The following is a 6,178-nucleotide window of genomic DNA, read 5'->3' as shown; positions in this document are numbered from 1 at the left end:
TTAGCTTAGTCGAAAATCCCGTGGAAAGGGAAGTGGACAGCCGCAGCGATGGTTTCCTATACGGTTTATTTCAAAATGGCTACTTTGATAACAAAGGCGTTGATACCGAGGATTATATACTTTCTTTCCTTATAAGAAAAACCGGCAATCACCGCCGGTCCATTATTACTTTGGGGGGTTGCCCTTCAGCAACTTTTTCGAGCCAAAACCGCTCGAAAAAGTGGATCTTCAGTCCGCCCATGCGCTACAACATTTGTCAGACCAGGTAACTTGGGTTATTATCCCTGTGAAGGTATGGCATAGGAAATCACTAATAGGGGTTATGCTTTTTCTGTTATTCGTTGTAGGAAAAAGGATAGCGAAACGATCAGCCGTAGCGATTGACTTGCACTAGCTAGTTTTCAAAATGGCAACTCCATCTGTATAGCTATTCTTGCTTCTTAATATATATGTTTTAAATCACCTTTTCCTATACATACTTACTTATAAAAGTTGCTTACAAGAAATATAAAAGCTTAAAACCTATTTCCATTTCCCGATAGGTTTTAAGCTTTCTTTTGAAAAACTTTTTTACAATTCATAGGGCGTTTCCTGATAAACATAATAATTCAGCCAGTTAGAGATCAAGATATTAGAATGTGTGCGCCAGCGCAGTCTCGGTGTTTGATTCGGATCGTCATTCGGATAATAATTTTCTGGTATGATCGGGTTCAGTCCAGCGGCCATATCCCGATCAAACTCTTTCTTTAATGTTAGAGCATCATATTCTGGGTGGCCTGTAACAAAGATTTGTTTACCATCTGTTGAGGCTATCATATATACTCCAGCTTGCTCCGATTCACTTAATATTTTCAAGCTTGAGACCTTTTCGATATCTTCTTTTCTTATATCAGCATGACGTGAATGCGGCACTAAAAACTCCTCATCAAAACCACTGACTAACTTTTCTCGCGGATCATTAAGCGTATGTGTATAAATACCTGATAATTTTTCCGGCATCAAATACTTATCCACCCCATAATGATAGTAGAGGCCTGCCATTGCTCCCCAACAAATATGTAGGGTAGAGGTGACATTCGTTTTACTCCACTCCATAATTTCGGATAGCTCTTCCCAGTAATTCACTTCTTCATAGGCTAGTTTTTCAATTGGAGCGCCAGTGATAATTAGCCCGTCATATCTATTAGCTTTTACATCATCAATCGATTTATAAAATTGCTTTAAATGCTCTACCGATGTATTCCTTGACGTATGTGTACTCGTATGCAACAATCCTACCTCTAATTGCAATGGACTATTTCCTAATAATCGTAATAAATGGGTTTCGGTTTGTTGCTTTAATGGCATTAAATTTAATATTAATATTTTAAGTGGCCGAATGTCTTGTTTAAATGCCCGACTTTCATCCATAACAAAAATATTCTCTTCTTGTAACTTACTCTTAGCTGGTAATAAATCCGGCACTTTAATAGGCATTTTTTTGTGACTCCTTTGTTAAAAAATTCACGATAAGATCTATTTTACCGATATTTCGACTTAAAATAAAGGGAAATGATTTAAAATTCTGACAGTTTATTTTCTGATATTATGGTTAAAAAGGATGCCTCCTATTCGTAAGGCATCCTATCTATTATGACATCCATTTTGGTGGTGTATCTTTCCCCCAATAAACTTCTCCTATGGGAAAATGCTCTTCGAATTGATCGTCTTGCAAATGATAGTGGAATTGAAAATAATAACCGTCTTGTGGTCTTCTTAACCGATTGACATGAAACTTAGCAACATTTTCTTTTTCTTTTACATGATATAAGTTGAAGATACGCTCTCCATATCCGGCAGATGGCTCATCAGCAATCATTAAGTATTGGCTTTCTTCTTCACCAATTTCTTCATATAATTTATCTAAAACCGTTTCAAGATTTGGTAAGACAGTTCGATTAAGATCTCCATTCACTTTTGTCGAAATTTTTGCACCTAATTTTGCTTGGACTTGTTCTTTTGCACGATGGCTTAATTCCTGAAGATAAAGCTGATTCGAGTCTTCAAGAATTAGGTTTTCTTCTGTTATCGAAGCTTCTATTTCCTCTTTATCTACTTGTTTCGGCTGATCTTCACTTGGCTCTATATCCTTTTTGCCTAGATCAACATCAGCATTAGTGTAGATAGGAGGAACATATAACCCTAGTGTTAATATGGTCACTAATAAAACGGTTAATTTTTTCATCCACATTTTCATCTCGATCGAACTCCCTCACGTCGACTTACTAAAATTTTATCATGTTTGACTAATTTGTCCATACATGTAAAGGGGTTTTTCATTTTTTACATAAATTTTACTTATGTTTGTCCTAAGCTTTGTCGTGGCATTTCTAGTTGTCCTGCACCAATCGCTTCACTGTTAAGGGAGTCACTTAATATAACAACAAAATCAGCCAGCTCATGTAAGGAATCACGTTGAGCATAGAAACCGAGGATGACTTTCACCTAAAGGCGCGACAAACATGATGTTCTCGTATCGACGCTGGTCACAGGACGTAACCGAAATTAGTCGATGAAAGAGCGACTTGGCATCTGGTTTCACCAGTCGGCAAGTCTTATTTATCGTAGGGCGCTTTCCGGAAGTCGCCTAGTTTTTGGTACTTAGTGCTAGACAACTCCGTTTATACTTGCTTACCTAAAACATAAAAAAACCCTTCCCTATGAAGATAGAGAAGGATTCCACGTTTAATTGCATTATGCTACATAAAAAACAATCAGCGTCGAATCTTCTCATCTTCGAATCAATAGTGACTCTCTGAAATTGGCACCGGGCACATGAGTGCTGGTTGCCGAGGTTTCGCAGGGTCAGTCCCTCCCCCTCTCTGGATAAGAAAATCTTGCGTTTTTATTAAATTGGAAAGACATTACTTGGATTTGCTACAAATCATACCATACTACTTCCGAAACAACAAGTACTTTTTAAAATTTTCAAACGATGGTATAAATCTGTTCATTTCACACCAAAATAATGATAGTTTATGCACAAATAAGGTGGGAAAACAATGGATCAAGAACATTTTGATAAATGGAAAGACCTTGAACATGATTTAGACCATGCAATTCCGGAAGAAATCCTTCCAGATATAGCCTATTACCGGACTCTCGTTGTTAACGTCATCATGATCGGCGCACCGAATGAAGCTTGGGTCTTAATCGATACTGGCACACGCAAATATCAAGATAGAATTCTTCACGCTTGTGAACACCGTTATGGCAATAAACCACCACAGGCAATTATATTAACACACGGACATTTTGATCATATCGGTTCCGCGAAAAAATTAGCAGAATACTGGAATGTGCCAATATATATCCACAAAAACGAAATGGACTTTGTCACAGGTAAAAAAGAATACCCTCCAGGGGATCCAACTGTTGGTGGAGGAATGATTTCATTATTATCAACGATATTCCCTACCAAGCCAGAACACTTGGAAGGTCTTGTGACAGCATTACCTCATGATGGTTCTGTTCCGTTTCTGGAAGATTGGAAGTATATCGAAACACCCGGACACACCACCGGTCATATCAGTTTGTTTCGTGAAAAGGATCGTTTATTAATTGCAGGTGATGCTATTTCAACAGAAAAACCGGAATCATCTTGGGCAGTGTTTTTCCCTTTGCAGCATGTTTACGGACCACCTGCTTTTTTTACAGAAGACTGGATTAGCGCTGAGGAGACTGTCAAAAAGCTAGCGAATCTAGATCCCGACATGATAATCGCTGGTCACGGTTTACCGATGGAAGGTGAGACAATGAAAAAAGAACTAAGAAAACTAGCAGATAACTTTATCGAACAAGCAATCCCTAAACATAAGCGGCAATGATAAAATAAGAAAAGCACTCACTTAGCAACTTAGCGGCTTCAGGATCAACTAAGATAAAGGAATCTCGGTGAGTTTACGAACTGATGATGACTTTCACCTAAAGGTACGATGAACATGATGTTCTAATATCGACATTGGTCGCAGGAGGTGACCGAAATTAGTCGATGAAAGTGCGACTAGACCTCTGGTTTCACCAGTCGGCGAGTCTTCTTTATCATAGGGCAATTCGCGAAGTCGCCTAGTTTCTGAGCGCTTGCGTAGACGAGCACCCAATTTTATACTCCCTCTATATACTAACGTATTCTCTTGATTACTCTGTTTTTCTTAGAATTTCATCTACATATCAAGGACTACTTCACATCATAACTGGAGTCAACCAAATCATTTAGGGAATGATGGTGAAAAAGGGTGTACTTAATAAGCCATTCTTTCTGTTTTGAAAAAAATGGTAATTAGTTGTGCTATGATCGCACTCCATTCCCACAGTACTCATGGCGACAAACCCTCCCATATCTCACAGCGTCTTTGCGCATACATTCCTTCGTTCGGTCTATCCATGAAGTGGGGCCGGCGATGCTTTCCTCCAGGGTCATTGCCCGATCGTATATAAGTTTGCCGGCTGCTCCGTGGCTTCAGATGTTGTGTTTGTTTTCTTGATGTCATTCATGTGTTTCTATTTAAGATAATCTTTCATTCATACGCTACTATCGTCTGTAGTCTTTCTTTCACTACACTCTATTCATTGCACGGCTTGATGTGGAGAGGTGGGCATGATACCCTGATCCAACAGAGCCAATTTTTTACCATTTGATTCCTTGGCGAGGAGATCATGCCCATAGAGGCTCCATGTCAAGCCACTTAGGTATAACTGTCATTCCATGAAGAGAACATTACCAAATCTTTTGTTATACGGCATCTTTTAAACGAAAATGTGGGATATCCTGTAACATCTTTTCTGGACGAAAGGCTACTTGTTTCTTTCCAATGGCAAATAATACACGAATTAACTTACAACATAATGCAATTAAGGATTGTTTTTTCTTCAATGGATTTTCTTTTCTTGTCGTAAAATATTCATGTATTGCCTTAAATGCAGGATTGTGATTCACCAATGGCAGAATGACTTTAAACAACAGAGCACGTAATTTCGGGCGCCCTCTCTTCGTGATGATGGTTCTGCCTTTCCATTTACCGGACGTGGCCAGTTTCAAATTTAATCCTGCCAATTTAATGATTTGTTCAGGATGCGTATAGTTGCTTATATCGCCCACTTCTGCATAGAATGATGCGATCGTTACCTTGCCAACCCCTTTCATATCATCCATTTCTTTCACGCCTGGGATGGTATCTAGAAACTCCTCTACCACTTCCCATGCCTCTTCTATTTTCTCTTGAAGCAGGACATATTGTTCCATTAATGTTTTCAGTTTTAACCTAGCTAGGGTTTTTCCTTCTTGTATGCCAACAGAATGTCCGGCAACTTCTTTTAATTGTCGGATCTTTTTCAATCCCACTCCTTTTTTGACTGCTTTACGAATTTCATGCAAGATGGTAATGTCCTCTGTTTGGACGATTTCATCCGGAAACAATCCCATCTTGAGGACTTCCAAAGAGGCTTTTCCTTCCCAGTTGGAAAAGACCGTTGTATATTCAGGAAAATACCGGTCAATCCATTGATGAACACGACCTTTTACTGCTTGAAAATCCTTTATTAATTGCTCGTACAAATTCATACCTTCTCGCAGTTCTGCATAGATACCTTCTGGTAAATTCGGTTCCGAATAACGCCCATCTTGGATGAGACGGGATATTACTCTGGCATCTTTTACATCATTTTTGGTTGGTGAATTATCATCCAATTCTTTTGATTTCTTGACATGAGCCGGGTTGACAACAACGACTTTTAGCTGTTTTCCTTTTAACCAATAAGTTAAAGGTAACCAATAATGTCCCGTTGGTTCCATCCCCATGATAATATCCGTTTTTTCATGCTGGACGCATAATTCATCTTTCCAACACATGAGGCTCTCAAAGCCTTCCCATGAGTTATCAAAGTATAAAGCTTTTCCAAACTGTATGCCACGAAAATCTTGCGCACGTGCAACGTGTTTGTTTTTGGCGATATCAATCCCGATAATTAATGTTTGTTCCGTTACTTGTGATATTTTTTCATTTTGTTTATAATACATAATAGTCCTCCTTGGTTCTAATTAAGGGTCCTTTTCGCTGATCAGCTTTGGACACCTCGTATCATACCAAGGGGGTATTTTTTATTCAATACCCATTTTGCTTTATTACAGGAATGCTTTCCT

At 38.8% G+C, this 6,178-nt stretch carries 5 protein-coding genes and 1 riboswitch; of the genes, 2 read left to right on the top strand and 3 right to left on the bottom strand.

Features of this window, described 5'->3' with window-relative positions; all coding sequences use genetic code 11:
* Positions 1-269, top strand: a 269-nt coding sequence (locus J5J03_RS14810) for a hypothetical protein (protein WP_208590562.1), incomplete at its 5' end; no start/stop codon positions are given.
* 301 nt (positions 270-570) lie between these two features.
* On the opposite strand, the gene metA is transcribed toward J5J03_RS14810, so the two are convergent.
* Positions 571-1,476 carry a homoserine O-acetyltransferase MetA gene (gene metA / locus J5J03_RS14805; RefSeq protein WP_208590560.1) on the bottom strand — a complete coding sequence of 302 codons (906 nt, stop codon included), beginning with the start codon at positions 1,474-1,476 and terminating at the stop codon, positions 571-573.
* 154 nt (positions 1,477-1,630) lie between these two features.
* The gene (locus J5J03_RS14800; protein ID WP_208590558.1) at positions 1,631-2,236 is read right to left on the bottom strand and encodes a YpjP family protein; all 606 of its coding nucleotides are present in this window, start codon (positions 2,234-2,236) and stop codon (positions 1,631-1,633) included.
* Positions 2,237-2,766: 530 nt separating this feature from the next.
* A riboswitch (SAM riboswitch) is annotated at positions 2,767-2,872 on the bottom strand.
* Positions 2,873-3,041: 169 nt separating this feature from the next.
* Here J5J03_RS14800 and J5J03_RS14795 point away from each other — a divergent pair.
* Complete coding sequence (locus J5J03_RS14795) at positions 3,042-3,866, top strand: MBL fold metallo-hydrolase (RefSeq protein WP_208590556.1); 825 nt, start codon at positions 3,042-3,044, stop codon at positions 3,864-3,866.
* 905 nt (positions 3,867-4,771) lie between these two features.
* On the opposite strand, the gene J5J03_RS14790 is transcribed toward J5J03_RS14795, so the two are convergent.
* Positions 4,772-6,055, bottom strand: a complete 1,284-nt coding sequence (locus J5J03_RS14790) for an IS110 family RNA-guided transposase (RefSeq protein ID WP_208587795.1) — start codon at positions 6,053-6,055, stop codon at positions 4,772-4,774.
* Positions 6,056-6,178 lie beyond the last annotated feature (123 nt).

Origin of the sequence: Gracilibacillus suaedae (genome assembly GCF_017599345.1) — a bacterium.
Classification (GTDB): domain Bacteria; phylum Bacillota; class Bacilli; order Bacillales; family Amphibacillaceae; genus Gracilibacillus; species Gracilibacillus suaedae.
This window is presented reverse-complemented; position numbering and strand designations above follow the sequence as displayed.

What these genes read in the sequence shown, in the direction of transcription:
- metA (WP_208590560.1), bottom strand. Translation starts at nt 1,476, where the DNA reads ATGCCTATTAAAGTGCCGGATTTATTACCAGCTAAGAGTAAGTTACAA.
- J5J03_RS14790 (WP_208587795.1), bottom strand. Translation starts at nt 6,055, where the DNA reads ATGTATTATAAACAAAATGAAAAAATATCACAAGTAACGGAACAAACA.
- J5J03_RS14795 (WP_208590556.1), top strand. Translation starts at nt 3,042, where the DNA reads ATGGATCAAGAACATTTTGATAAATGGAAAGACCTTGAACATGATTTA.
- J5J03_RS14800 (WP_208590558.1), bottom strand. Translation starts at nt 2,236, where the DNA reads ATGAAAATGTGGATGAAAAAATTAACCGTTTTATTAGTGACCATATTA.